General features: G+C 35.3%; 22 protein-coding genes. All 22 read left to right on the top strand.

Annotated features, from left to right (window positions below):
* The first annotated feature begins 29 nt into the window (after positions 1-29).
* A complete protein-coding gene (locus HMPREF0631_RS04560; RefSeq protein WP_039866310.1) occupies positions 30-461 on the top strand; it encodes a hypothetical protein in 432 nt (143 codons plus the stop codon).
* A gap of 25 nt (positions 462-486) precedes the next feature.
* Positions 487-1,737 carry a radical SAM/SPASM domain-containing protein gene (locus tag HMPREF0631_RS04555; RefSeq protein ID WP_002843761.1) on the top strand — a complete coding sequence of 417 codons (1,251 nt, stop codon included), beginning with the start codon at positions 487-489 and terminating at the stop codon, positions 1,735-1,737.
* Positions 1,738-2,247: 510 nt separating this feature from the next.
* Positions 2,248-3,906, top strand: coding sequence for an ABC transporter ATP-binding protein (locus HMPREF0631_RS04550; protein ID WP_002843829.1), 1,659 nt, complete (start codon positions 2,248-2,250; stop codon positions 3,904-3,906).
* 29 nt (positions 3,907-3,935) lie between these two features.
* Complete coding sequence (locus HMPREF0631_RS09910) at positions 3,936-4,100, top strand: hypothetical protein (RefSeq protein ID WP_157755927.1); 165 nt, start codon at positions 3,936-3,938, stop codon at positions 4,098-4,100.
* Positions 4,101-4,410: 310 nt separating this feature from the next.
* Positions 4,411-4,875 carry a ribosome maturation factor RimP gene (locus HMPREF0631_RS04545; RefSeq protein ID WP_002843816.1) on the top strand — a complete coding sequence of 155 codons (465 nt, stop codon included), beginning with the start codon at positions 4,411-4,413 and terminating at the stop codon, positions 4,873-4,875.
* A gap of 19 nt (positions 4,876-4,894) precedes the next feature.
* On the top strand, positions 4,895-6,169 hold the full coding sequence (gene nusA / locus HMPREF0631_RS04540) for a transcription termination factor NusA (RefSeq protein WP_002843723.1): 1,275 nt from the start codon (positions 4,895-4,897) through the stop codon (positions 6,167-6,169).
* A gap of 14 nt (positions 6,170-6,183) precedes the next feature.
* Entirely contained in the window at positions 6,184-6,465 is a 282-nt protein-coding gene (gene rnpM, locus HMPREF0631_RS04535) for an RNase P modulator RnpM (protein WP_002843724.1), read from the top strand.
* Positions 6,466-6,467: 2 nt separating this feature from the next.
* Positions 6,468-6,785: a L7Ae/L30e/S12e/Gadd45 family ribosomal protein gene (locus HMPREF0631_RS04530; protein WP_002843740.1), complete on the top strand. Its 318-nt coding sequence runs from the start codon at positions 6,468-6,470 to the stop codon at positions 6,783-6,785.
* Between the two features lie 27 nt (positions 6,786-6,812).
* Positions 6,813-8,753, top strand: coding sequence for a translation initiation factor IF-2 (gene infB / locus HMPREF0631_RS04525; RefSeq protein WP_002843845.1), 1,941 nt, complete (start codon positions 6,813-6,815; stop codon positions 8,751-8,753).
* A gap of 22 nt (positions 8,754-8,775) precedes the next feature.
* On the top strand, positions 8,776-9,123 hold the full coding sequence (gene rbfA, locus HMPREF0631_RS04520) for a 30S ribosome-binding factor RbfA (RefSeq protein ID WP_002843825.1): 348 nt from the start codon (positions 8,776-8,778) through the stop codon (positions 9,121-9,123).
* A 169-nt stretch (positions 9,124-9,292) separates the two neighbouring features.
* On the top strand, positions 9,293-10,312 hold the full coding sequence (locus HMPREF0631_RS04515; RefSeq protein ID WP_002843792.1) for a DHH family phosphoesterase: 1,020 nt from the start codon (positions 9,293-9,295) through the stop codon (positions 10,310-10,312).
* 115 nt (positions 10,313-10,427) lie between these two features.
* The gene (truB, locus tag HMPREF0631_RS04510; RefSeq protein WP_002843725.1) at positions 10,428-11,399 is read left to right on the top strand and encodes a tRNA pseudouridine(55) synthase TruB; all 972 of its coding nucleotides are present in this window, start codon (positions 10,428-10,430) and stop codon (positions 11,397-11,399) included.
* A gap of 70 nt (positions 11,400-11,469) precedes the next feature.
* Positions 11,470-12,396, top strand: a complete 927-nt coding sequence (locus tag HMPREF0631_RS04505) for a bifunctional riboflavin kinase/FAD synthetase (protein WP_002843717.1) — start codon at positions 11,470-11,472, stop codon at positions 12,394-12,396.
* A gap of 266 nt (positions 12,397-12,662) precedes the next feature.
* A complete protein-coding gene (locus HMPREF0631_RS04500) occupies positions 12,663-15,506 on the top strand; it encodes a SpaA isopeptide-forming pilin-related protein (RefSeq protein ID WP_002843811.1) in 2,844 nt (947 codons plus the stop codon).
* A gap of 52 nt (positions 15,507-15,558) precedes the next feature.
* The gene (locus HMPREF0631_RS04495) at positions 15,559-16,593 is read left to right on the top strand and encodes a VaFE repeat-containing surface-anchored protein (protein WP_157755928.1); all 1,035 of its coding nucleotides are present in this window, start codon (positions 15,559-15,561) and stop codon (positions 16,591-16,593) included.
* Entirely contained in the window at positions 16,577-17,293 is a 717-nt protein-coding gene (locus HMPREF0631_RS04490; RefSeq protein ID WP_002843836.1) for a class C sortase, read from the top strand. The genes HMPREF0631_RS04495 and HMPREF0631_RS04490 overlap by 17 nt, the downstream gene beginning before the upstream one ends.
* 127 nt (positions 17,294-17,420) lie before the next feature.
* Positions 17,421-17,678 (top strand): 30S ribosomal protein S15, encoded by a 258-nt coding sequence (gene rpsO / locus HMPREF0631_RS04485; protein WP_002843739.1) that lies wholly within the window; start codon positions 17,421-17,423, stop codon positions 17,676-17,678.
* 163 nt (positions 17,679-17,841) lie between these two features.
* Positions 17,842-18,684, top strand: coding sequence for a DegV family protein (locus HMPREF0631_RS04480; RefSeq protein ID WP_002843737.1), 843 nt, complete (start codon positions 17,842-17,844; stop codon positions 18,682-18,684).
* 77 nt (positions 18,685-18,761) lie between these two features.
* On the top strand, positions 18,762-20,852 hold the full coding sequence (gene pnp, locus HMPREF0631_RS04475) for a polyribonucleotide nucleotidyltransferase (protein ID WP_002843726.1): 2,091 nt from the start codon (positions 18,762-18,764) through the stop codon (positions 20,850-20,852).
* A gap of 109 nt (positions 20,853-20,961) precedes the next feature.
* Positions 20,962-21,177, top strand: a complete 216-nt coding sequence (locus HMPREF0631_RS04470; protein ID WP_002843757.1) for a hypothetical protein — start codon at positions 20,962-20,964, stop codon at positions 21,175-21,177.
* A gap of 195 nt (positions 21,178-21,372) precedes the next feature.
* Positions 21,373-23,232, top strand: coding sequence for an asparagine synthase (glutamine-hydrolyzing) (gene asnB / locus HMPREF0631_RS04465; RefSeq protein ID WP_002843735.1), 1,860 nt, complete (start codon positions 21,373-21,375; stop codon positions 23,230-23,232).
* 26 nt (positions 23,233-23,258) lie between these two features.
* Positions 23,259-24,813 (top strand): hypothetical protein (locus tag HMPREF0631_RS04460; RefSeq protein WP_002843812.1); only part of this gene is annotated, 1,555 nt, incomplete at its 3' end.

Genomic DNA, 24,813 nt, shown 5'->3' with positions numbered 1-24,813 from the left:
CTGAGAATACGTTAATAGGAGGTGTTACAATGCAAAAAATGTATGAAAAGTTTTTTTTAGTGGAAGAAATGTATTATAGAAGCAGTGATATTAGGTGCTTTATATACCTACTTTCAATATTTCCAATATTTGTGATATTAAAGGAATGTTATTTTTATAGTGGTGATAACAATCTTTATTCATACCTTGTTGTCAGTTTGATTAGTTATTTTACGTCGAGCTTGTTTTTAAAAGAAACTATAATAAAGAAAATAAATATAATTAATGTATTCTTTTCTGTTTTATTATATACTATAATTATTTTTTTACCTTTGCTATTATCGGTTGTAGGTATATTGAGTGATCCTGTAGGTTCTTTTATTGATATTATTAGCTTTGTATTACCATATGTTTCTATATTTTTGTTTGTAAAATTTTCAAAAAAATATTTAATATATAAGAGTAATAGATGTGAAAGATAATAATTGTGATTCAGGGGGGATTTTAATGAAATTATCTAGATTTAATATAGAACATCCTGTAAGCGACGGTTTGATTCTATATAATACTTTAAGCTCAGGCATATTGCTTTTGGAAAAAGAAGATATTAAAGATTATTTTAATATTAAGAATGAGTGTTGCCTTAGTAATGAAAAGCTAAAAAATGAGCTTTGTAAAGGTAGAATGTTAATTGATAAAGAATTTGATGAAATTGAATTTATAAAATTTACAAATACGGCATCTAGATTTAGTGGGCGAGGGTTAGGACTAACAATAGCTCCAACCTTATACTGTAATTTTGCTTGTCCGTATTGTTTTGAAAAGGGTGTAAAGTTTGATCAGATGTCTGATGAGGTTATTTTGTCATTGGTATCATTTATTAAAAATTATATAGGAGGAAAAGAACTACTATCAATAACTTGGTATGGTGGAGAACCTTTATTAGCAATTGATATAATTGAACGTATAACAAAATTAGTTTTTGATGATTCTGAATATGAAAATATGAATTATTCATCAGATATTATAACTAACGGTTATTTGTTGACCAGAAATGTTGCAAAAAAACTAAAAAACTTGGGAATAACTAATGCACAAATAACTTTGGACGGACCACCTCGAATACATGATTCAAGAAGAAAACTGATGTCAGGTGGAAAAACTTTTGACAGAATATTAAAAAATATTAAAGAAACGTGTGATCTTATTGATATCACAATAAGGGTAAATTTAGATAGAACAAATCAAGATGATGTTAAAGAATTAATTGATATTATAAAGTTTGAGGGACTGTACGACAAGGTGTTTATTTATGTAGCTAAAGTAGATGATTTTTTTAATGATAGCAACCCTAGCTTATTGACATCTGTTGAATTCTCAGAAAAGTATAATGATTTTTTAACTAATAATAAAAATTATATACAAATAGCTGAATTTAATCCTAATGTTTGTGGGGCTGTTAATATAAATAGTTTTGTCATAGACCCCTCTGGAAATATGTACAAGTGCTGGGATGAAATAGGAAGAGATGAGGGTGTTGTAGGAAATGTTTCTTCTGGAATAGACTATAATAAAACATTTTTTAATTATATCAACAACGATCCACTCTCTTCTGAAAAATGTTTGGATTGTAAAATATTACCCTTGTGTATGGGTGGATGTCCTTTCCAGAAAAAAATTAGTGGAGATTCTGTTTGTCGCTCTAAAAAATATAGTATAGAGAGTGAGTTAGAAAATATTTATATGAATACAATTTAAATCTACTACCTATAACTATTTTATATTTTTTTATGAAAGGATTATTTATATGAGATGGATAAACAATAGCTCTGATTTACCTACAGTTGCTAGGCTTGGAGGCGGACCTTCTCCTTGTATACATTTGAAACCATGTAAAAATTATTCGATATGTTCGAGTTTTTGCATATTGCTTCATACTTGTAAAAAGCAATATAACTGTGTGTTAAGAAAGAGATAGTATAATTATATTATTTTAGGAGGTACTGATTATGAGATGGCTATCTGAACCAAATGATTCAAAGGGTAAAACTCAAAAGAATTGTTTTTTGGTTTTCTCTGAAAATAAAGAAGTGAGTACAGAAACGTCTGGTTTTTGTATTTTAAATTTTACTTGTAGCAAACAAAGTAATTGTGTAAAGAAGAAAAAATTTTAAATAAATATTAAAATGATAATTTAGTTATAGGTATAGATATATATTATTTTATAATAGAAAGTGATGTGATTAAATTTTTTATAATTTATTTTACATGAAATTTCATTCGTTTATTTCTGATATACGATTGATTTATAGGTATATATTAAAATTAAAATTTAGTAGACTGTCGATATGTAACATAATAGCAATAATAACATTGGAGTCCTCTCTGTTGATGTTGGAACCTTTTTATTTTGGAAAAGTAATTGATGGTTTAACACATAAAAATGCAGTGCTTGTTAAGTATGTTTTTATTCTGATATTAATATTTATTGGTACGACTATTTTATTTAAAATAAAAACTATGTGCTTGATAAAAATAACTACTGACATAGAGAAAAAGGTTAAACTAGATGTATTTTCGCAGGTGTTTAAAATACAGTACAAGGATTTTTTGAGGATTGATAAGGGAACACTACTTAATAACATAGAAGAAGACTCTATGGTTATTTCCAATTTGTTTAATGATTTAATTGATTTTTTTAGATGTCTAGCTACTGTAATTGTAACCTTTATGATAATGCTTAAAATAAATGTATTACTAACACTTATAGTTATTTGTTTTCTACCTGTAGAGTTTATTTTATTTGTAATAATGGGACAACTTTTGAGGGTTAAAATAAGAAAATTATCTCAATTAAAGGATGAATACATAAATGTAATAAATGAGTCTTTTAATGGATTTAAGACAATAAAGTTATTAGGGGTTCAGAATGAAAGAAAAAAACATTTTGCAGACGAAACAAATAACATTTATAGATTAGGTGTTAATAAGGCGAATTTAGATGTGAATGTATCATTAACTATAAGCATTATATCATTTATATCTAGGATGCTGGTTATAGTTATAGGTGGGAAACTATGTTTAGAAGGTTCTATTTCTATTGGTACACTAGTTGCTTTTAGTACATATTCTGAAAAATTTAAAGTAGAAGGAAGTGGGCTTTCCAGTTTCAGTTCTATGGTTCAAAGTATTGGAGTTTCACTGGAAAGAATAAATACTTTATTTGAAGAACATACTCTAGATTTATACGCTGATACTGAGGCAGATGTAGTAGAGGATAATATCAATGATAGAATGAAAATAGATAAAATAGAAATAAGCAACTTGGATTTTTGCTATATTACAAGCAATAATATAATTGAAGATTTTTCATTCACATTTAATCATGGAAAAATATATAAGATAAACGGACCGAGTGGAAAAGGAAAGTCTACTTTCCTAGATATATTGTCTGGTCTTTATCCTGAAAAAATGACAAATATTAAGGTAAATGACAGTAAAGATTACGATTTAAATAGTTATAGGAATTCAATTGTGTATATAGATCAGAATTCGTATATATTTACATTATCTATATACGATAATATAAGTATGTATAGAGATATAGAACTAGACAGTGTAAAAAAAATCTGTATTAAATTAGGTATTGATGAAGTTGTAGAAAATCTACCTAACAAATATTATACGATAATAAATTCGGAAATAAACCTATCTTCTGGACAATTACAAAGAATACTAATAGCAAGAGCTTTCGTAGAGAAAAAAGATATGTATATATTTGATGAGACAACAGCTTATTTAGATAAAGAAAATAAGGTTATTTTTTTTGAGATGCTGAAAAAAGTATCTAATGATAGTATAGTTATATTTTCTTCTCACGAAGATATAGGATATATCGAAGTTGAAGCAATTGACTTTTGTATATAGTATATATTATTAAGAAAGGAGGGGCTGATATGAGATGGATAAATGATGCTAACGAAGAAAACTTTGTATATGCTTCATCTGGATGTTATACTAATTTTGGAAATACATGTAAAAAGTATAAGTTTTGTGGCAAATTTTGTATTTTAAAATTTAATTGTAAAATACAAAGTAATTGTGGATATTACAGAAAGTAGAAAAATGTAAACTTGCTAGTATTTGTATGCTAGACTTAAGATACCGAAAAATAGGGTTTTATTAGGAACTGACTCATAAATTTTAGGAAATACGAAAAATGCTAAATTCAACAAAAATAGAACGTTGAAATTTAGCATTTTTATTTACCTGAATAGTATTGTTTTTTTATTTAATAAGTGTTAAACTATAAATAGTGAATATTTGTTTGTTGGTGTGAGGCTTTATTGGCTCACATTTTTTCGTGCATGGGCACATTATTTCTAATGGAATCAAATAGACACAAGGACAATTGAATATGGAGGTGGAATAATGAAAAAGAATATTGCACAGCAGGTAGAAAAACTTGTTCAGCCTATTGCAGACCTATATGGCTTTGAATTAGTAGATGTAGAGTATGTCAAGGAAGCTGGAATATACTACCTAAGGGTAATTATCGATTCAGAGGATGGAATCGGTCTTGATGAATGTGAAAAAGTCAGCAGGGACCTAAATCCAATCCTAGACGAAAAGGACATGATTGAAGAAAACTACCTACTAGAGGTGTGTTCTCCGGGAATTGATAGGATTCTAAAAAGAGACCACGAGTACGAAAAATACTCTGGCAAGTTGGTTGAAGTAAAGTTATATGCAAATAACGATATAGTAAAGGGCAAGCACTTTGAGGCTGACCTATGCGGATTAGAAGATGACAATATAGTATTACTATATAAGGGTAAAGAATTAAAGTTAAATAGAAAAGAAGTTGCACAGGTGCGTTTAGCAGTAGTGTTTTAATTTTGGAGGTAAAAATAAGATGAACGTTGAATTTATGCAGGCACTAGAAGAGCTTGTGAAGGATAGGGGTATAGACAAGGAAGTACTACTTGAAACAATAGAACAGGCTTTGACATCTGCATACAAGAAAAATTTCGGGTCTGCACAGAATGTTAGAATAGACCTAAACAGAGAAACAGGAGACATAAAGGTATACTCACAGAGAGTAGTAGTTGATGAACAGGACCTATATGATAATTTCCTTGAAATCGAGCTAAGTGAAGCAAGAGAAATCAGTCCAAACTACGAGTTGGGTGACATAATAGAGCATGAAGTAACACCTATGGACTTTGGTAGAATAGCTGCACAGACTGCCAAGCAGATAGTAGTACAGAAGATCAGAGAAGCTGAAAGAGAAATGACATACAATGAATTCATTGAAAAGCAGGATGAATTAATAACTGGTGAAATATCTAGAACTTCTCAAAGAGATGGAAAGTGTATAGTATTCGCACAGATAGGCAAGGGCGAGGGTGTCCTACTTGCAAGTGAGCAGATCAGGGGCGAAGAATACAAGATAGGAACAAATATGAAGTTCTACGTTGTAGACGTAAACAAAACTAGCAAGAACCCACAGATACTACTATCTAGAAGCCATACAGGACTAGTTAAGAGATTGTTTGAGATGGAAGTACCAGAAATCCAGGACGGTACTGTTCAGATCAAGTCTATATCTAGAGAAGCTGGTTCAAGAACAAAGATGGCTGTATTATCTACTGACGAAAACATAGACCCAATAGGAGCATGTGTTGGTACTCAGGGATCAAGAGTTAGAAATATAGTAGATGAACTAGGTGACGAAAAGATAGACATAGTGAAGTACAGCGATGACATTGGTCAGTTCGTTGAAGCATCACTTAGCCCATCAAAGGTTACAAAGGTATTTGTAAACGAAAAAGAAAAGTCTGCTGTAGTAATAGTACCAGACTATCAGTTGTCACTTGCAATCGGTAAAGAAGGACAGAATGCTAGACTAGCTGCTAGACTTACTAACTGGAAGATAGATATCAAGCCAGAATCAGACTTTACTGAAGAAGATGAAAGAGCCCTACTTGAAAAAATAGCTAGTGACAAGCTAGCAGTTGAGGAAGAAAAGGCTAGTAAAGAACTTGCAGAGGAAAATCCAGCAGAAGATATGGACAAAGAAGTGGCACTTGAATCAGCTCAAGAAGCTATGGAGCCTGCTGATGTAGAAGTTGCAGAAGAAATCCTATCTGATGGTGAAGTAGAAGAGACATCAGGTGATCAGGCCTAGATAAGAGGTGGAATATGAAAGAAAAGAAGATACCTCAGAGAAAATGTATAGCCTGTCAAGAAAGAGACAACAAGAAGAAGTTGATCCGCATCGTAAAGAACAAGGACAATGAGATATTTCTAGATCCAAGTGGAAGGGCAAATGGTAGAGGAGCCTATGTATGCGCTACTCACGAGTGTCTTTCAAAGGCTATCAAGTCTAAGGCACTTAACAGGGCCTTCAAGATGGATGTAGAGGATGAAGTCTACAGGCACTTACTTGATGAACTTGACAAGGTCAGTTCAAATGAGGACTAAATATGATAGATATGAATGAAAAAAAGCTATACTCTATGATAGGATTATGTATGAGGTCAGGCAACCTGGTATCAGGTGATGATACTACTCTCAATGAAGTCAAAAAAGAGAGGGTGAGTCTCGTAATAATCGCAGAGGATGCTTCTAAGAATACGACAAAACTTTTTTCGGATAAATGCAGTTTTAGAAATATTGCCTACATCAAGCTTGGGACAAAAGACAAGCTAGGATTGGCAATTGGAAAGAGCCCGAGAGCTGTATTGGGAATTAAGAATAAAAATTTTGCAGACCAGATACTAAGACTAGTAGAAGAGGTCTAAGAGGGCAATTTTAAGGAGGTGTATTTTATGTCTACAACAAGCATAAAACATATAGCCGAAGATTATAACATGAGCGAAAAAGAACTTATGTCTAAGATTAACGACTTTGGTATTGAAACAACAGAAAACGGACATGTAGAAGGAGAAAACTTAACTTTACTAGTTGAGATGCTAAACGAAGAAATTCGTGAAGCAAAGGGAAATGTGGTAGAGGTTGACAGCAAGATAACTGTACAGGACCTAGCTACAGAGATGGACAAGCCAGCATCAGAAATCATCATGAAATTGATGAAGATGGGTACTATGGCTACAATCAACCAGGAAGTCAGCTTTGATATTGCATCACTTATATGCAGCGAGTATGGTTTTACCCTAATGAAGAAGGATAGCTCAGAAATAGAAGAACTAGAGATTGAAGCTCTAATGGATATAGAAGAGGACCTAGAAAAGGACCTAAAGCCTAGACCACCAGTAGTAACAGTAATGGGACACGTTGACCACGGTAAGACATCCCTACTAGATGCTATCAGGGACACTGATGTAACATCAGGAGAAGCAGGTGGTATCACTCAGCATATAGGTGCTTCAGAAGTAAAGATAAATGGCCAGAAGATAGTTTTCCTAGATACACCAGGACATGAGGCCTTCACTTCAATGAGAGCCAGAGGAGCCCAGGTAACAGACATAGCTATCCTAGTGGTTGCAGCCGATGACGGTATCATGCCACAGACAATAGAGGCTATCAACCATGCCAAGGCAGCAAGTGTTCCCCTAATCGTTGCTATCAATAAGATAGACAAGCCAGGAGCCAACCCAGAAAGAGTAAAGCAGGAGCTATCTGAACAGGGACTTCTAGTAGAAGACTGGGGTGGAGATGTAATATCAGTAGAACTATCAGCCAAGAAGAGAATTAACATAGAGACTCTACTAGAGATGGTACTACTAGTTGCAGAAGTAGAAGAGCTAAAGGCCAACCCAGACAAGAGGGCTGTTGGTACAGTAATAGAGGCAGAACTAGACAAGGGTAGGGGTCCAGTAGCGACTATCCTAGTCCAGGGTGGTACCCTAAGAGTAGGTGACCCAATAGTAGCCGGTGTAGCATCTGGTAAGGTAAGAGCCATGATCAACTACAAGGGTAAGAGAGTAAAGCAGGCAGGTCCGTCTACAGCAGTAGAAATTCTAGGACTATCAGAAGTACCACAGGGTGGAGACCAGTTTGTATCTGTACCTAATGACAAGGCTGCTAGAACTATAGCAGAGAAGAGACAGGCTATCCAGAGAGAAGAAATGCTAAAGGCATCTTCTAAGGTATCACTAGATGACCTATTTGCCCAGATGTCAGAAGGTAAGGTAAAAGACCTAAACATAGTAATCAAGGCAGACGTACAGGGTTCTGTCCAGGCTGTAAAGCAGTCGCTAGAAAAGCTATCTAATGATGAAGTAGCAATCAACGTAATCCATGGTGGTGTTGGTGCTATAACAGAATCAGACGTCCTACTAGCATCTGCATCTAATGCCATAATCATAGGATTCAACGTTAGACCAGTGTCTGGTTCAGAACAGCTAGCAGAAAAGGAATCTGTAGATATCAGAACATACACAATCATCTACAAGGCTATAGAGGATATGAAGGCTGCCATGTCAGGTATGCTAGATCCAGACCTAGTTGATGAAGATACAGGTAAGGTAGAAATAAGAGAAATATACAAGATATCAGGAGTAGGTACAGTAGCAGGTTGTTATGTCCTAAGTGGTAAGATCATCAGAAACTCTAAGGTTAGAATAGTAAGAGATGGTATCATAATCCACGAAGGTGAACTAGCTGCCCTTAAGAGATTTAAGGATGATGTCAAGGAAGTGTCACATGGATATGAATGTGGGCTAAGCTTTGTAAACTACAATGATATCAAGGTAGGAGATATAGTTGAGGCATATATAGTTAAGGAAGTAGAAAGAACTATAGACTAGCCTCAGAAAGACGAGGTATAACATGGCTTCAAACAGGATTAGAAGAATCAGTGAAGAAGTAAAAAAAGCAATCAGCGTCATGCTGATAAATGGTATAAAAGACCCTAGGATAACATCTATGATCAGCGTAACTGATGTAGAGGTTACAAACGACCTTAGGTATGCCTTTGTATACATCAGTATACTAGGTGGCGACAAGGAAGAGTCACTAGAAGGTCTAAACTCAGCCAGAGGATACATCAGAAGAGAAGTAGGTAGACAGGTCAAGCTAAGATATGCTCCAGAGATCATATTTAAGATCGACGACTCTATTGAAAGAGGTATGTATATGGATGAGTTGATCAAGAGCGTCAACAAGGACGAAGAATAATAAGATATAAATAGATTGGTCGTAGGTTTGGTATTCTAAGCTTACGGCCTTTTATTTTTGATTCAGTAAATCAAATTTGTCTCATTTTTCTGATTGAATATTAAAATATTCGTATTCATCTATAGAATCATGATATAATATAAGATGGTATTAAAATATGGAGGTACAAATGTCACAGATAATTAACAGGAGTCTATCAAAGGAATTCCTAAAGATAATAAATGAAATAATCGATTACATAATAGCAAATGATAAATTTGTAGTTACATCCCACATAAATCCAGACGGTGACAACATTGGTTCGTCAAGAGCCATGTGTGGTTTTTTGAAAAAACTAGGCAAGCAAGTCGTATATATATTGGATGATCCATATCCAAGTGACCTAGAGTTTTTGTATGATAAGGTAGATATAGATAAGAGCAAGTCATCTAATATAAAAAGTCTAGCAGGATACAAGGTAATCGCTCAGGATTCTGGTTCATATGAGAGAATTTGCATGGATAAGGACCTACTTGAAACATCTGATGGTATAATTTGCATAGATCATCATCACACAAATGGCGACTATGGATTTATAAAATACATAGACACAAGGGCGTCTTCTACTTGTGAGTTGGTTTACAATATTATAAAGACATACGAAGACAGGTTCGAAGATATAATAGACTATGATATAGCAACTTGTCTATATACTGGTCTTGTTACAGACACTGGTAATTTTCAGTATTCCAATACAGAACCATCCTCATATCTGATGGCTGCTGACCTAGTAACTAGAGGCGCAGATAAAAATCTTGTGATAGAAAAGATTTTTCAGAGTAAGTCTCTAGCCTACTACAAGGTACTTGGCCAAGTATTGGACAATATGGAGATCATAGAAGGAAAAATATCTCTTGCAACAGTGAGCAAAAAAATGCTAGATGAAAATAATATAAACTATGACGATATAGATGCTATCACTCCGTATACAAGGGATATAGATGGTGTAGAGCTAGGTATATTTATCAAGGAGAAGGAGATAGGTGAGATAAAGGTCAGTCTGCGTTCGAAGTCTTATGTGGATTGTACAAAACTTGCCCAGGTATTTGGTGGTGGTGGCCATGTTAGGGCATCAGGTCTGACCATCAGAGACAAGAGTCTTGACGAGGCTAGGGATATGTTAAGACAAGAAGCTGTAAAGTTTATATAGTTAGGCAAATATATATAAGTACATATATTTAGAGATATATATAATATAGATGTATAAATAATATATAGATACACATACATAGAGTAATAAATATATAATTAAAAGTGAGGATATAATGGATAGGATTTTTAATATAAAGAAACCACCTGGTATGACATCTCATGATGTTGTCTACAAGGTGAGAAAAATACTTGGTACTAAAAAAGTGGGTCATACGGGTACCCTTGATCCAGATGCTGTTGGTGTATTGCCAATATGTGTGGGAAGGGCAACAAAGGTATGTGACTTGATTTTGAACAAGGACAAGGCCTATGAGTGTGAGCTTACATTAGGTGTTGAGACTGACACCTATGATTCTTCTGGAGAAGTGGTCTTTGAAAAAGACCTATCTGACCTAACTGACGAGCAGGTAGTAGATGCTCTTATGAGTCAGGTTGGGGATATTGACCAATACCCACCTAAGTATTCTGCCCTAAAGGTTAAGGGTAAGAAGATGTGTGATCTCGTAAGACGTGGAAGGGCAGATGAGATAGTCCTAAAACCAAGACCTATAAAGATCAAAAAGATAGATATAAAATCATTAGATATTCCTAAAATATTGTTTGAAATAGACTGCTCCAAGGGTACTTATGTAAGGAGTGTATGTCACGATGTAGGCCAAATACTAGGTGTAGGTGGTCATATGTCTAGCTTGACTAGGACGAGAAGCGGCATATTTACCTTAGATGATTCGATTAGTCTAGAAGAATTGGAGAAGTTTAGGGATGAAGGAAGTCTGATTGACCATTCGTATAGTGTTGAAGATGTGTTGGCAGATTTTCCATTTTTAAAAATAAAAGACAATGCCTCTAAGTACTATTCTAATGGTGGTATGATTGAAGAACGTAGGTTTATAGATGGAGACTACAAGAAGTACATAGACACTAGTACTGGGGCAAAAACAAACATCGAAGCTAAACAAGCAGATAAAGAAAACTTTGAACTAGATGTAAGGGTATATGACAGAGATGGATTTATCGGTATTGGAAAATTGAGCTACCACAATGATGCATTGATGATAAAGAGTGAAAAGATATTTAGGTTATAATTATAGTAAGTAAAATAAATAGCTTATAATGTTAATTAGTAAAAATATTTAAATTATAGTAGGTGAATGAATGATTGTTTTTAGTAGGTTAGATGAAATAAATATTACAGATAAGACCTGTATTACTATAGGAAATTTTGACGGTGTCCATAGGGGGCACCAGACACTAATATCAAAAACTGTTGATTATGCAAGGATGAATGGTTTAAAGAGTGTAGTGTTTACATTTTCAAACCACCCAGTCAACTACTTTATTCCTGGTTCAGTGAAGAATATTATCACTATAGAAGAGAAGCTGAGGATTATCGAGAGTATGGGTGTAGATATATGTGTCAATATTGAGTTTAACTCAGATATGACAAGTATCTCAGCAGAAGACTATGTGAAAAAAATCCTACTTGGCAAACTCAACATGAGGAAGCTGATAGTTGGTCATGACTTCTCTTTTGCCAAGAACAGAGAAGGTAATCCAGCCTATCTTGAAAGTGTCAAGGATGAGTTTGGATTTGAACTAGAGATAGTTGCACCGATACTCTTAAATGGGACTAGGGTCAGTTCTACAGATATTAGAGCAAATATAATAGAGGGAAATGTTACATCAGTTGCCTTTATGTTGGATAGGTTATATTCTATAGATGGAGTTGTAATAAAGGGCAGGCAGATAGGTAGCAAGATAGGGTATCCTACAGCCAATATAGACTATGACAGAGGTCTAGTCATACCAGCAGATGGTGTGTATGCGACACTTGTTGAGATAGACGCAAAGAAGTATAAGGGAGCCACAAGTATTGGCAACAACCCAACAGTAAATGGAGACAAGACTACAGTTGAGACATATATACTAGACTTTGATCAGGATATATATGGCAAAGATATTAGGGTGGAGTTTGTGGAGCTTATGAGACCTATGATAAAGTTTGAGACGATTGAAGAACTTACAGACCAGCTGAAGGCTGATGAAGAATATGTGAGAAATAAGTATAGTGATATTATATAGTACTAGTGTGAAACATAATTAAATATTTGATGATGTGCAGTACGGCAGTGGTGTTGTGCTGATTCTTGTTGTAGCTCGATATATATATTAAGAGTATTTTTAAGAGTTGGTAATGTAATAGCAAATCTTGTCAATTTTCTAATTGTGATAGAGTTTTTTTAAAATGTGTGATATAATGATGACAATCAGTGAAAATATCGTGTATTTTGTGTATAGTTCTCAATAATTTACTGAAAGTTCTAAAAATATGAAAAGGAGGAAAAAGAATGAGGAGAAAATTACTAACGCTGCTGTTAGCTATTGCTACAATATTACAAGCAATTCCTATGAATATTATAGCAGAGCAAACAGAAAATGATTATGGGGTTGTAGGTGCATATAAGGCTTATTCTATTAATAATAAGCTTTATGAGCCTAAAGGGGATGAAGGTGGTGTAGCAAATGATGTAATCTATATTAAGAAAAACAATGATAATGATGCAAATAAAGGCATGCCAGCATACTGTTTTAATGCTAAGAAGTCTATAGTTGATGTGTATGATTCAACTCCAAACTTTGGAGATTTAACAGATCCAATGCCAACGTACACTAAGATAAACGGAGGTATTAATAACAAATTTGTAGATCTTGCAGATGAGAAAAGATTAAAGAATAATGGTGAGCTAGTAAGTGCCGTACTTAAGGTGATTTATAATGGCTATAGAGAAAATGATGGAAACAGGGTAGAAGAAATTAAAGATGCATATAAGACTGCATATGATGATACTGTTTCAGATGTAGAAATATATGCTGCTACTCAAAAAGCAATCTGGTATTACACAGATAGTGTAAAAGAGTTTGAATTGAATGACGATAGAATTGGAAAATCAATAACAACAAAAGTATTGAGATTATATAGGTTCCTAATAGGTAAAGATGATCATGGGCTTGGGTTGACTTTAAATGAGTATACAGGAGCTCAAACTCTGGACTTGTATATGCCAGACAGGGGACAAAAAGATAATGCACTTCCATATCAGAATCTACTTGGAACGGACCTTGTTGATAAAAAAGGTTCTCCTGATGTTAAAAAATATAATATTAAGGTGAAAAAGGTTGATGAAGAAGGCAATGCACTTCTAGCAGGTGCTACCCTTGAACTAAAATCTGAGAAGAATATAATTTACAGGTGGAAAACTGATACGACAGAAAATAATAAATTAAGCAATCCGAGAACTTTTTATCTTCAACCAGGAAGATACACATTATCAGAAGTGTCACCTCCAGAAGGGTATAGAAAGGCAGAACCTAAAACCTTTATTGTTGGAGAAGATGGTAAAGTAAATGGTGTAACAGAAATAGTTATGACAAATAAAAAGATTCCGGTTATGTCCATCCAAGTGTCAAAAAAGTGGCAAGATGAAAATGGAGGGAAATATAATGATACTAACTTCTTGACTGTCAATATCAAATTAAAGGCTGATGGTGATGTTGCTCTTGATGCATCTGGTAATATTATAAAGCCTATATTATTATTTGAAAATAATAAGTGGACATATGAATTTAAAAACCTTCCAGTATACCATCCTGGAAAAGAAAATCTTGAAAATGAAAAGTTTAAGTATACAGTCGAGGAATTAGATATTCCAGAAGGCTTTGAATGGACGGAAGGTAGAGATACAGTTATTACTGGCAATGGGAATGAAAAAAATGAAATTTATCTGGTAAATAAGAAAAAAGTAGAAACAGAGGAACCAAAAGTCCAAAATGAGGCTCATATCCATAGAATACAAGTTAACAAGACGTGGTCAGATCTAAATAAAAAGTCTAAAAAGCCGGTGTATTTCGAGCTATGGAAAGTAGTTGATGGAGATGAAAGTAAGGTTATTGACAGAGATTTAGTAGGAGGGAAATTAAAAAATCCAGTCAAGCTAAATGAAATGACGCCATCAGTTGCTTGGAATAATGTTTATGTTAACGAAGAATTAACTAAAAAGAATTTTGTTTTTAAAGTTAAAGAAGTAGATGATAAGGGTAATCCATGGGAAGATAAAGAAAATGGTTATTCAAAAGAAGATACTAAAATTATTGAGGTGGCAAATGCTACGGCAAAGCTATTTACAGTGACTAATACTTATAAAAAAGTTGATACTGAAAAGAATATAACTATATCAAAGGTAAATATAGGCGGAACAGAGCTAAAGGATGCCAAGATAGAAATTAGAAATGAATCAGGTGACCAGTTAGCAAAGGGAAAAATAGACGGAGAAGCAGGTGACCTAAAGTGGACATCGACAGAAACTGCAAAAGAAATCGAGATAAGGCCAGGAACATACACATTCTACGAAGAAGCCGCACCAGAAGGATACCAAAAGGTAACAGAGCTTAAATTTAAAGTAGATGAGTCGGGGAATGTAAGTCTAGTCGACGGATTTAAGGGACAAAATGAAGATAAGACACCGGCAACAGTGACGGCTAAAGATGATAAGTTAATAATTACGGATAAGGCGAAAGCCAAAAAGCAAGAAGTTGTTGTAAGTAAGGTATCCCTATCAGATGACGAAACAAAAACAGTGGGAGTTGTAGGAGCTAGTATCCAGATATTTGAAGGAGAAAAGGCAGAAGGAAATCCAATCCATAGTTGGAAAACAGACGGAAAAGATCACACAATACCAAACCTAGAAGTAGGAAAGAAGTATACATTCCACGAAGAAACAGCACCTACGGGCTTAAAGGCAGTAACAGATTTCGTATTTACAGTAGATGAAAAGGGAGCAGTAAAGCTAGAAAAAACAAGTACAACAGGTGAAGTAAAGATAGAAGAAGGAAAACTTGTTGTAACAGATGCTATAGACTACAAGAAGGTAGTAATAAGCAAGGTAAAGATAGGCGGAACAGAGCTAAAAGATGCCAAGATAGAAATTAGAAATGAATCAGGTGACCAGTTAGCAAAGGGAAAAATAGATGGAGTAGCAGGTGACCTAAAGTGGACATCGACAGAAACTGCAAAAGAAATCGAGTTAAAGCCAGGAACATATGTCTTCCATGAAGAAGCAGCTCCAAAGGGCTACAAGGCAGTTAACGATGTAACATTCAAGGTAGACGAAAATGGCAAGGTTGAAGTAGTGTAAGTTAGTTGTAGTAGATGATGCAGAAGATGGAACTCTAAAAACCACTGTAGGCATTGGCGACAAGAAGGCAAGAAGTGACAAAGAACTAGCCCTAAAGCCAGAAGAAGTCAAGGACAAGCTAGAAGTAGTAGATACAGTAACTTACGAAAACCTACAGCCAGGTGAAAACTATAGCCTAGAAGGAAAACTAATGGACATTACGGATGTTAATAATCCAGAACAAGTAGGAGAGCCAGTAGTAAAAATCGTGACAGTAAATGATACAGGCAAGGGAACTTGGGAAGTTAAGTTCCCAAATGTAGAACTGAAGGAAAATCATAAGTATGTAGTCTATGAAAAGGCAACATCAAACAAGCTACTAAAGATAGGACAAGATGGTAAGCCAGTAGCTAATGTAATCGAACATAAAGATAATACTGATAAGGCTCAGACAATTATAGTTTCAAAATCTGGTACTACAAATCCAGGAGGTTCAAACAATAATGGTGGCTCAAACAACGAGACTACTCATAATAAAGACCTAGTAGTAAGAAAAGTAACTCTAGGAAATGACAATGTATCTCTTGTTCGTGTTGTAGGAGCTAAGATCGTTATATACGAGGGTGTAGGCAAGTTCAGAAAAGAAGTTGACAAGTGGACAACAGAAAAAGACCTTGACCATACTGTTAGAGGTCTTGAAGTAGGCAAGAAGTATACATTCCATGAAGAAGCGGCTCCAAAGGGACTAAAGGTTGTAACAGATTTTGAATTTGTTATAGACAAAGACGGAAAAGTAACTATACTGTCTTCACTTACAAGTGGCAATGCTGAATTCAAGGATGGTGTATTGGTTGTTACCGATGACAAGGACACAGGTTCAGGAAGACAGTCAGGTGAAACAGGACAAGGTCAACCAGGAGGAACAGGACGAGGTCAATCATATAAACCATCATATGAATCAACTGGTGGCTCTTCACACGGAACTAAGACTCTAACAGCAACAGGTGATGGAGTAAACCCAAGTGTATACGCAGGTTCTATGTTTGCTCTTGGTGTAGCCATGATTATACTAGGAAGAAAAAGGAAGATTCATGTCAAGAGCAAGTAGAAAATCTAAAAATCTAAGGGGGATATCGGTCATTCAGTTGATCGGTATCATCCTTGTAATTTCTTCACTAGTATATATGTCCTATAGTCATTTTAGGGTCGTAATGAGGAAAAATGCTATTGAAAGTGCCAAAGAAGAGTTTATAAAAAATGGATTGGCTGGTAATAAACCGAGTACAAAAAATACTAAGAAGCCAAGCGACAAGTCTAAAAGAATAGGCAAAAATTTGGAAAAACCTCAAAAATCAGGTCTTAACCAGTCTGCACAAAAACAAATGCTTAAGAATGCAATAGCCTATATTGAGATAAAAAAAATCAACCTGGTATTGCCGATTTTTGATAACACGAGTAATCTAGCCCTAAGAGCTGGTGTAGGCATTTTGGAAGAAACTGATCACCTAAGTAAAGACAAAAATACGGTCACTGTACTAGCAGGTCATAGAGGTGGATACAATGGCGAAGATACATTCTTACACATTGACCGTTTAGATCCTGGTGATGAAATACTTATCACAACTCATGAAGAGATACTCAAGTACAGAGTAGAAAATAAAGAAATAATTGAGCCTACGGATTGGTCCAAGTTTGATAAGCAGGAGGACAAAACAAGATTGATACTTATGTCTTGTCATCCTTATCCAACGAATACCTACAGGCTATTGGTCAAGGCTGTCCTAGATTCTAGTGAAAGTCTGAGATAATTCACAAAAGTATTTGCTATTGTTAGTATTTTATGTTATACTAATTGAGGTTAAACCTTGGCTCGGCTTTTGAGTCTCCACTCGATGCTTAGCTATAGGCGATTTTAAAATTTTTAGGAGGAACACAATGATAAACAAGGAACAGATAATCAAGGATTTTGGTAGAAAAGAAGGAGATACAGGTTCTCCAGAAGTACAGATAGCTCTATTAACAGCTAGAATCAACTACCTTAACGAACATTTAAAGGAACATAAGAAGGACCACCACTCAAGGAGAGGTCTACTGAAGATGGTTGGTAGAAGAAGAAATCTACTAGCTTACCTAAAGAAGAACGATCTTGAAGGATACAGAGCTCTTATAGCTAGACTTGGTCTTAGAAAATAATTTAAAAAGATTATCAAGATATCTTAAAAATGGTCTGACTATTGAGGTCAGGCCATTTTGCTTTGTACTCAACCACTGTAATGACAAACATAATAGTATACTTATAGGTCAATATGATGTATAATAGATATATTAGAGAATAATGAACGTGGGAGGTATTACCTTGGATATAAAATTAATATGTGATAGTCTTTGTGATATTCCAGATGAGATAATGGCAAAGGACTATCTTGAAATGGTACCCCTTACATTGATAATGGATGGTAAGGAATACAAGGATGGAGTTGACATAACTAAGGAAGAGTTTTACAAGATGGCAATGGAGTCAAAGGAAATACCAAAGACTTCTCAGGCCACGTATGTTCAATTTAAGGATGCCTTTGATAGGGCCCTAGCTGAAGGTAAGAAAGTAATATGTATAAATGGAGCGTCAACAAAGAGTGGGACTTACCAGTCTGCTGTCCTTGCTAAGAACGATACTGATGGTGAAGTACATATTTTTGATACTGAAAACCTATCTCTAGGAGCTGGCCAGTCTGTAATAAGGGCTTGCGATATGATTGAAGAAGGTCTATCAGTAGAGGAGATACTAAAGAATCTTGAAGATGTAAGAGATAGTGCTGTTGTTTACTTTGCACCAGCCAACCTTGACTACCTTAAGAAGAGTGGTAGGGTTACAATGGCTGCAGCTGTAATTGGAAATATGTTGAGTATTAGACCTATTTTTAAGATGGAAAAGGGTGAAATAAGTATAGATGGAAAAGTAAGAGGTAGCAAGAAGATGATTGCCTATCTGATTGATAAGGTAATAGAAAGAAACAAGGACCTGTCAAAGATAACCCTTACTGTTGGCCATGGTTGCAATATGGAAGACTTTGTCAAGCTAGCTACCGAGGTAGAAAACAAGCTAAAGGACAAGGTTAAAAAAGTATTGATATCCAAGGGTGGAGTTTGTGTTTGTTCACATACTGGTCCAGATATAATAGCTGTAAGTTTTTCTAGGTAGTTATTGGTTTTTGATAAATAATAAGATTTTAATTGATGGTTAATCAAGAAATACAAAGGAAGTTTAAGGAGGAAACTATGTTCGAACATAGAATTTTTGAAACAGAATTAGCTGGTAGAAAGCTATCTGTTGAAGTAGGCAAAATATGTGAAATGACAAATGGTAACTGTATCATGAGATATGGTGATACTATGTTGATGGTAAATGCTACAAAGTCAGCAGAACCAAGAGATGGTATAGACTTTTTCCCACTAAGTGTAGATTTTGAAGAAAAGCTATACTCTGTAGGTAAGATACCTGGAGGATTTTTGAAGAGAGAGGGTAAGGCATCTGAAAAGGCTGTTCTAACATCAAGACTGATAGATAGACCTATTAGACCTCTTTTCCCAGAAGGATTCAGGAATGATGTGCAGGTTGTTGCTACAGTATTGTCTGTAGACCAGGACTGTACACCTGATATAGTAGCTATGATAGGTTCATCAATAGCCCTATCAATATCTGATATACCTTTTAACGGTCCAACAGGTTCTGTATTGATTGGTCTAGTTGATGGTGAGTTCGTTGTCAACCCAACACAAGAGCAAAGAGAGGTATCTACTCTTCACCTAGTAGTATCTGGTACTAAGGATGCAATCATGATGGTTGAAGCTGGTGCTGAAGAAATAGATGATGAAATAGTTCTAAATGCAATACTTTTTGCCCACGAAGAAATTAAGAAGATAGTTGCCTTTATAGAAGAAATCGTTGCAGCAGTAGGTAAGGAAAAGTGTGAAATAAAGCTACATTTACCTGATGAAGACCTAAGATCAAAGGTTGATGCTTTTGCTAGGGAAAAGATGAGAGCTGCTGTTAAGACAGTAGAAAAGATGGAAAGAACTGAAAAGATGGATGCTGTAAGTGCTGAAACTCTTGAGTACTTTGAAAAAGAACTAGAAGAATTTGAAGAAGTAGCTGGAGATATAGAAGAAGTACTACACGACATTATCAAGGACGAAGTAAGAAGTCTAATAGTTGACGAAAATGTTAGACCTGACAATAGAGCCCTAGATGAAATAAGACCAATATGGTGTGAAACTGGCCTAATACCAAGAACTCATGGTTCTGCAATATTTACAAGAGGTCAGACTCAGGTTCTTAATGTTACTACACTAGGAGCATTAGGAGATGGTCAGAAGTTAGATGGATTAGATGAAGAAGACAACAAGAGATATATGCACCACTACAACTTCCCAGCTTATTCAGTTGGTGAGACTAGACCTTCAAGGGGTCCAGGTAGAAGAGAAATAGGTCACGGTGCCCTAGCTGAGAGAGCCCTTGTGCCAGTTATCCCTTCACAGGATGACTTCCCATATGCTATTAGACTAGTGTCTGAAGTACTTAGCTCAAATGGTTCAACATCACAGGCATCTGTTTGTGCATCTACACTTTCTCTACTAGATGCTGGTGTACCTATCAAGGACATGGTAGCTGGTATTGCCATGGGTCTAATCAAGCACCATGACAAGGTAGCTGTCTTATCAGATATCCAGGGTATGGAAGACCACCTAGGAGATATGGACTTTAAGGTAGCTGGTACTGAACATGGTGTAACAGCTATACAGATGGATATAAAGATTGCAGGTATAGATGAACAGGTTCTTAGACAGGCTCTTAAGCAGGCTAAGGCAGGTAGAATGCATATACTTGGCGAAATGAAGAAGGTTATAACTGAACCTAAGCCAGAGCTTTCTCCATACGCTCCAAAGATTGTGAAGATGCAGATAAATCCAGACAAGATCAGAGACGTAATAGGACCTGGTGGAAAGATGATCAACAAGATTATAGATGAAACTGGTATCAAGATCGACATAGAGCAGACTGGTGAGGTATTCGTAGTAGGCGTTGAACAGGAAATGATCAACAAGGCAATCTCTATGATAGAAGACATAGTAGCAGAAGCAGAACCAGGCAAGATATACAAGGGAACAGTAACTAGAATAGAAAGTTTCGGTGCCTTTATTGAGATCCTACCAGGCAAGCAGGGACTACTTCACATATCTCAGATATCAAACAAGAGAGTTGAAAAGGTAGAAGACGTATTGTCAATAGGTGACGTTGTAGACGTACTTGTTACAGAAATCGACAACAAGGATAGGATTAACCTATCTATAAAGGCTATAAAGAAGTAGGACCTAGCTACTTTTAGATAGCAAAATATGATGAATATATATCCGGGTAAATAGATGACTTTATTTACTCGGATTTTTTGAATATAATACTATATTTGGAGGCATTTATATGAAATTAGATAAAAATAGGGTAAAAAATACCCTGATGTTTGAGGTCGGTGTTATAGGTATTGATGCCTGGATTAAGGACAACCAAGGAGGCCTAATGGACTATTTTTCCGGTTCAATAACTAAGGCTGTGATATATTATGTGATCTTGTTTATTATAGTTGCAGTCCTATATAACCTAGGACTTGAAAAAATGAGGAAGTACAACAAACACTAGGTTAAAATATTGACTACTATTGTCATATGTGATATGATGATAATGTACATATAATGCCTTAAGTCTTAAGGATTTGGTACATATGAAGGGTAAAAGCCTTATTTGTTAAGGATATCCAAGGGGCATATTCGTCAGGGTATGTTCCTTTTTTTGTAAAGTGACTAAAATATAAAGTGGAATCAAAAAGGAGATATTATGTGTGGAATAGTAGGTTATTTCGATAACACGAGTAATAAAGATATTGTAATTAAAAAGATGATGGACAGGATCATACACAGGGGTCCTGATATGGGGGACCTATATACTGATGATAGCTGTGGTCTTGGATTTAGGAGGCTTAGTATTATTGACCTATCTGAGGCAGGTAGCCAGCCTATGTACAGTGCAGATGGAACAAAGGTCTTGGTATTCAACGGTGAGATATACAACTATATGGATATCAAAAAGGACCTATTAGATAAGGGATATGTATTTAAGTCTGACACAGACTCTGAGGTATTGATACATGGTTATACAGAATATGGAACTGACATTGTAAACAAGCTTAGGGGTATGTATGCCTTCTGTATATGGGATAAGGTAGAGAAAAAGGCGTTTGGTGCAAGGGACATATTCGGCATCAAGCCATACTACTACTACCAGTATGAAGTGAATGGACAAAAATCTATGATGATAGGATCAGAAATCAAGTCATTCTTAGAGCATCCAGAATTTAAAAAGGAAGTCAATGAAAAGGCCCTAAAGCCATATCTTACATTCCAGTATTCTTCTCAGCCTGATGAGACATTCTTCAAGGGTGTAAAAAGGTTGAGACCTGGTCACTATTTCACTTACCAGAATGGTGAAATGAAGATTGAAAAATACTGGGAAGTGAATTTCAATGACGAAAAAAATACAATAGAAGAAAATATAAAGAGAATCCAAGATGTAGTAGATGATTCTGTAAGATTACACAAGCATGCAGATGTTGAGTTTGGATCATTCTTGTCTGGTGGTATAGACTCATCATATATAACATCTTGCTTGATGCCTGACAAGACATTCTCAATAGGTTTTGAGCAGGAGAAGTTTGACGAATCAACTCTAGCTGCTGACCTATCAAAAATACTAGGTATAGAAAATGTAAGAAGGACTATAACAGGAGATGACTGTCTAGGTAAGCTTTCAGAGATTCAGTACCATATGGATGAACCTCAGTCAAATCCATCAACACTACCACTATACTTCCTATCAAAGCTTGTAAGAGACAATGGAGTAACAGTTGTCCTATCAGGTGAAGGGGCAGATGAAATATTTGGTGGTTATGAGTGGTATGATATAGATGCAGGTCAGAGAAAGCTAAGACAGTTGCCAGGATTTATCCTAAAGCAAGCTGCTGCTATTGCCAAGCACCTACCAGAGTTCCACGGTAAGACAACATTGCTTAGGGCTGGTAGACCAGTTGAGGAGACATTTATAGGTGAAGCCTTGATATTTGAAGAAGACGAAGCTATGGACATAGTAACAGATAGGTTCAAGAATTCTAGAAGTGTAAGAGATATAACTAAGGAAGTATACGATCTTGTAAAGGGCAAGGATGATGTCACTAAAAAGCAGATGCTTGATATCAAGTTATTTATGGAGGGAGATATACTTCAAAAGGCAGACAAGATGAGTATGGCCCACTCTCTAGAGCTAAGAGTACCTTTCCTAGACAAGGAGGTTATGAAGGTTGGAGAAAAGATAGGATCTGACCAGAAGATAACGAATGGAACTACTAAGTATGTCCTAAGAAGGGCAGCCCAGGAGAAACTACCAGAAGAGTGGTTTAAGAGAAAGAAGAAGGGATTCCCAGTTCCTATTAGGATATGGTTCACAGAAGAAAAGCACTACAATTTTGTGAAGGAATACTTTACAGCTGACTATGTAGACCAGTTCTTTGACAAGGAAAAGATAAATAAGCTTTTAGATGATCACTACAATGGCACTATCAATAATGCTAGAAAGATATACACAATTCTTGTATTCCTTGTATGGTACAAGAGATACTTTATAGACGAAGTAGCTGTAAATTAATAAGATAGGCTTAGAGGAGTTGTAAAATGAAGAAAAAGTTAATAATGATTTTGGCGGCTCCTCTTGTTATACTAGGACTATACTTTGGACTGGTATACGGATATATCAACCCCATGGTGAAGGGGCTAGACATCCATATAAACGGAGGAACCTTTATCACTAATATAAATAAGTATGTAATCAAGGTTGGAGATAGGGTAAATATATCCATGGGTGACTATATAGTAGTCCCAAACTTTTCTAAAAAGCCAAAGTTGATGGTCGCAGTTCTCGACCAAAATAATATCCTAAAGGTAGAAGGTAACCAGCTGACTGCTCTTAAAAAGGGGTATTCATCAATAGGGATTCTAAACAAGAATAGGGTGCTTAGAAAAGTTGCAATAATGGTTGTTGACCCCAAGATATCCAATATGGAAATCGCCCTTGAAAGCCCACTAGAATACTATGGTGACTCTACTAGGGTAAACTCAAAGGTCGATATTGAAAAGTATAAGAAGCTTGAAAAGGGCTATAAATTAACCTACTCATCAACGCAACCTAATATTTTGAAAATAGATGGTGACCAGATATCTGCTGTTGGTGTAGGTGAAACTAGGCTAATAGCTAGGTATGGTAGGCAGGAAATCCAATCCAATATCAAGATATTGCCTAGGGTTGACGAATTAGAACTACCTAAGTCAATAAACATTGAGGAAGGCCAGACAGGTCACGCTAGTGCTAATATAAAGGTTAGTCCACAAGGATCTAGGTCAGTAATAAACTATAGGGTAGACAAAAACTCAGATGATGAAAGATGGGATAGTAACCTTGTAACACAGTATGGTGACAGCGGTCTTGAAAAACAATATGGAATAGTCGTCGATAAAAATGGTAATATACAAGCCAATAGACCCGGTATTTACAAGCTAAAGGTAAGGTCAGGAAGAAAATCGGACTCTACATTTGTCCATGTAACAGAGAAAAAATTTGAGAACTTAGATGTTCAAAATTTAAATTACAGTTCTAAGATAGACAAGGACAAGTTAAAGCTAGAGCTTGGTTGGGACCACAACAAGAGGATCAAGTCCTATAGGATGTATATAAAAAAGGGTGACGGTGACTTTGAGTTACAGGATATTATCAAGACAGACTCTTTTAAGGCAATTCCTAAAAATAGAATATCTATCAACAAGTACCTTGACCTAGGTGAAGACAAGTCATACAAGTATGAGTTGTATTTGGTAGGTATTTCAGGTGATAATATGACAAGAAAGTCAAATACTCTTGTAATTGACTCAAGTAATAGGTCTGGTTTTCAAGAAAAGGCTCCTGAAAAATTGGATTATAAGATAAATCACGAGGACAGGTCAATAGAGTTCAAATGGGCAAAGATGAATGGAGCAGTTAACTATAGGATATATAGTGTAGACAAACAATCCAAAGAAAAATTCTATAGGTTAGAAGCCAAGAACATAGTCAATGACCATACAACTATAGAGGCCAATGATGACAATATGAATAGGGACTATTATCTGGTCGGAGTAAATGAGGTTGGAGAAGTATCTATGTCAAGTAAAGCTATAAATATAAAACATAATTTTT

The organism is Peptostreptococcus anaerobius 653-L (assembly GCF_000178095.1).
GTDB classification, from domain to species: domain Bacteria; phylum Bacillota; class Clostridia; order Peptostreptococcales; family Peptostreptococcaceae; genus Peptostreptococcus; species Peptostreptococcus anaerobius.
This window is presented reverse-complemented; position numbering and strand designations above follow the sequence as displayed.